The 3,345-nt window shown below is 41.0% G+C and carries 5 protein-coding genes; 1 reads left to right on the forward strand and 4 read right to left on the reverse strand.

Annotated features, from left to right (window positions below; translation table 11 throughout):
- Positions 1-566, forward strand: a 566-nt coding sequence (locus NJ959_RS27510) for a glycosyltransferase family protein (RefSeq protein ID WP_507237496.1), incomplete at its 5' end; no start/stop codon positions are given.
- Between the two features lie 79 nt (positions 567-645).
- On the opposite strand, the gene NJ959_RS27515 is transcribed toward NJ959_RS27510, so the two are convergent.
- From NJ959_RS27515 to NJ959_RS27530, 4 genes are all read right to left on the reverse strand, one after another.
- Complete coding sequence (locus NJ959_RS27515; RefSeq protein WP_254014950.1) at positions 646-963, reverse strand: element excision factor XisI family protein; 318 nt, start codon at positions 961-963, stop codon at positions 646-648.
- Positions 921-1,388, reverse strand: a complete 468-nt coding sequence (locus tag NJ959_RS27520) for a XisH family protein (protein ID WP_254014951.1) — start codon at positions 1,386-1,388, stop codon at positions 921-923. Before NJ959_RS27520 ends, NJ959_RS27515 begins: the two co-directional genes overlap by 43 nt.
- A 62-nt stretch (positions 1,389-1,450) precedes the next feature.
- Positions 1,451-2,068: a Uma2 family endonuclease gene (locus NJ959_RS27525; protein WP_254014952.1), complete on the reverse strand. Its 618-nt coding sequence runs from the start codon at positions 2,066-2,068 to the stop codon at positions 1,451-1,453.
- Positions 2,069-2,099: 31 nt separating this feature from the next.
- Positions 2,100-3,329 (reverse strand): DUF445 domain-containing protein, encoded by a 1,230-nt coding sequence (locus tag NJ959_RS27530; protein WP_254014953.1) that lies wholly within the window; start codon positions 3,327-3,329, stop codon positions 2,100-2,102.
- Positions 3,330-3,345: the final 16 nt, after the last annotated feature.

The following is a 3,345-nucleotide window of genomic DNA, read 5'->3' on the forward strand; positions in this document are numbered from 1 at the left end:
ACAAGGGAGACAAGGGAGACAAGGGAGACAAGGGAGACAAGGGAGACAAGGAGGCAATTCTTCCCCACTCCCCACTCCAAAAAACCCACTCCCCACTGTTTTGGATTCCTTTATCTTTGGAAAGTTATCGAGGTGCGATTGAAAAGGCGATTGAGGATTATGGGCTAAATGCTACTATTGTGGCTGGTAAAACTAATGAGGTGTTAGCGGCGGCGGATTTGGCTATTGCTAAGTCTGGTACTGTGAATTTGGAATTGGCGCTTTTGAATGTGCCGCAGGTGGTTTTTTATCGAGTTAGTCCATTTACTTATGGTATTGGTAAGCTTTTAAAGTTTTCTATTCCTTTTATGTCGCCGCCTAACTTGGTGGTGATGCGAGAGATTGTGCCAGAATTATTGCAAGATAAAGCAACATCAGCAAATATTGTCAAAGCATCTCTAGAACTTTTGTTTAATCAAGAGAGGCGGGAGGTGTTAATGGCAGATTATCGGGAAATGCGAGAATTATTGGGAGATGTTGGAGTTTGCGATCGCGCGGCTAGGGAAATTCTTCAAAGGGAACTTTGATTAAACCTCTTGCATAAATCCTCAAATGCCCCCTAAATTCCCGATTAAAATTGCCATCAAATTCTGAAACAACTCCAGATCAAGCCACAGCAGTAGATACCAATTCTTCAGCAAAGATAATATCGCTTTCCGGTATGCCCCGTGCGATTAAATCTGAACTAATACCATATCCTATCCCATCGTACTCAATTAAGACTTTTCCCTCTTGAATAACCACATATAATAAATTGCCTCTGACGCGACGAGAACCATCCCAACCGACGTGCATTAACGCATAGCGATCGCGAATTTCATCGCAGACAGCATCAAGCCGAATTTGACCATGAGAAGGACGTAATTTGGCATATTCTAAAATTACCTGCTTGAGAATTTCCCGGTATTTGGTAGTGGTATCCATTGTTTTACCTCTTCTGTTTCTAGTTGTACTACTAGCAGTTTCATTGGTAAGTCGTTAATGACAACTTGACCAATTTCTTCACTAAATATCTCCTCGTAGACAGTGGTGGGAACAGCTAAATAGATTTCTCTACTTGGAGCGATTTTAGCTAGCAAGAGACGATAGAGTACATATTGCCCAATAGCCTGCTCCAAATCAGCAATTTTCGACCTTCCTCGAAACTCCTTAATTTCTATGATAATACGACTCTTGCCACTTTGTACCCCAAGGAATTTGCCATTTATTTGCCTCCCATCCGCAATTCCTAAATCTGCATATAAAATGCGCTCGCCATAGTCGATGATATAGGGATCGTCAGTTATTTCCCAGCCATCTTTAATCAGCGCCTGTTTTACAGTATCGTGAATCCGATCTCTTGTCGGCATTTTTATACCCAACTCTTTTAGTTAGTTTACACCAAAGTCATGGGAGCAACGACTACTGCTTATCAATTGATAGCATTAAATACCCGATCAACCGTCAAATCAAACTCAGGAAAAACTCCTGACACAATCGGCTCATCCCCTCTAAACCGACTAATTTGATATTCCCCATCAACAAGCTGACAAACTGAAAATGTCGGTAACTTTGGACTACCAATATAACGTTTTCCCCCAAGCCCAAGGTAGTCAGCTATCCAATATTCAGAAATACCCATTGCCTCATAAGCATCTAACTTTAGGGCATAATCATCGTGCCAATTAGTACTAACCACTTCTACAATCAGAGGGATTGATGAACCCATCGTAATAATTGACTCCTTAGCCCAGCGAGGTTCCAATTTTACAGCTTGTTTATCTAAAATGATGATATCTGGTTCGTACCCAGACTCATCGCCGTAAGGTTTGACTACAGATTCTTTAGGAATAAAATAGGGTAATTGGCCACTGCGACAAAGCAAACCGATTTCCACATTGAGAAAACCAGCAATTTCTGAATGTTTACCAGTTGGTTTCGGCATTTCAACAATTACGCCATTGTGCAATTCGTAGTGGTGTCCCGAATTCTCTGGATACCAATCAATAAATTCATCAAATGTTACTCGTTTAGGTATGGATTGAATCATGGTAAAACCGCTCCTTGAAAGCAAATAACAATTATCGCAGCAACAGAAACACTGTTTGGATTAATCCCACAATTACACCCAAAACTCCCCCTAAATTCACAATCGCTTGTAACTCACTTTTGACAATAGCTTGAATTGCGATTTCCATATCTTCAGGAGAAGTAGATTTAACCCGTTCAACAATTACCTCGTCAATAGAGAGAATTGGAATAATATTAGCCACTACTTTTTCTAAATCTTCTTCCAAATAGCGCTCTAAAATTAAAGATAATTCCTCACTAATTAGTTCCAGCGATGTTGTCATAATAGCAGACTCTCGCAGCCTATTTAATATCAACATTGCTACCTTTTCCCAATCAATAGATTGACTTAATCCCTGAATAAAATCGGCACCCTTTTCTTGAACGTAGTCTCGCACGGCATCCCGCATCGTTTTCCTAAGTTGTCGCACTGTGGATACGGGCAAATTTTGCAGGGAAAGTCTTTGGAGCCAAATGCGCAAACGATCCCGGGTTCCCAGAGCAATTAGTATTTCTTCGATCCGAGCATTTGTTGCTTCTTTTTCATCTAAACAATAGGTGCGTAAGCGGGTTAAAGTGTTGCGCAAACCAAATAAATTTGCGACAATCCAATAAGTTCCACTCGTCTTTTCCCGAAACCCTTCATCAATGACTTGGATATTGCGATCTGTTAATAAATCGATCGCTACTACTCGTAGCACATCTGGAGGTAATGCTACTTGTAAAATCCAGTCAGCGAGTTGCCCTGCTTGTTGATCGTTGAGTTGAAATTCAAGTAAGATTTGGTCAAATATCTGGTTTAATTGAGCTTCGAGAAAATCTTCCCGACGTGCAAATACTTTTAAGAGGCGGGGTAAAGATTCACCAAATAAGTCATGAAGAATTGCCGCCAGAATTTTAGCAGTTTTCTGCTCTTTATCTAATTCAACTCGATCCATGGCGAGGTTTAAAAGCCACACCAGTGCCGCCTGTACTCGTTGCGGTTGGAGTAGACGCTTTGTTAACCTTTGTAATTCGGTGGGTGTGAGGAGGGAACCCATAATCGTATCAGAAATTCTTTGGGCAAGTCTTTCTTGATTATGGGGAATTAATCCCGGCGTAAATGGTAGCTGACGCTTACCAATGTAAATTGGTTTGTAGGGGCGAAATAACATTTTAATGGCTAAATCGTTAGTGAAATAGCCAATAATTCCTCCCGCTATCGGCGGAGTCAATAGCAACCACAGGTTAAATGAATCCAAGGCAACAATCCAGAAG

It is taken from the genome of Limnofasciculus baicalensis BBK-W-15 (genome assembly GCF_024178385.1).
Taxonomy (GTDB): domain Bacteria; phylum Cyanobacteriota; class Cyanobacteriia; order Cyanobacteriales; family Coleofasciculaceae; genus Limnofasciculus; species Limnofasciculus baicalensis.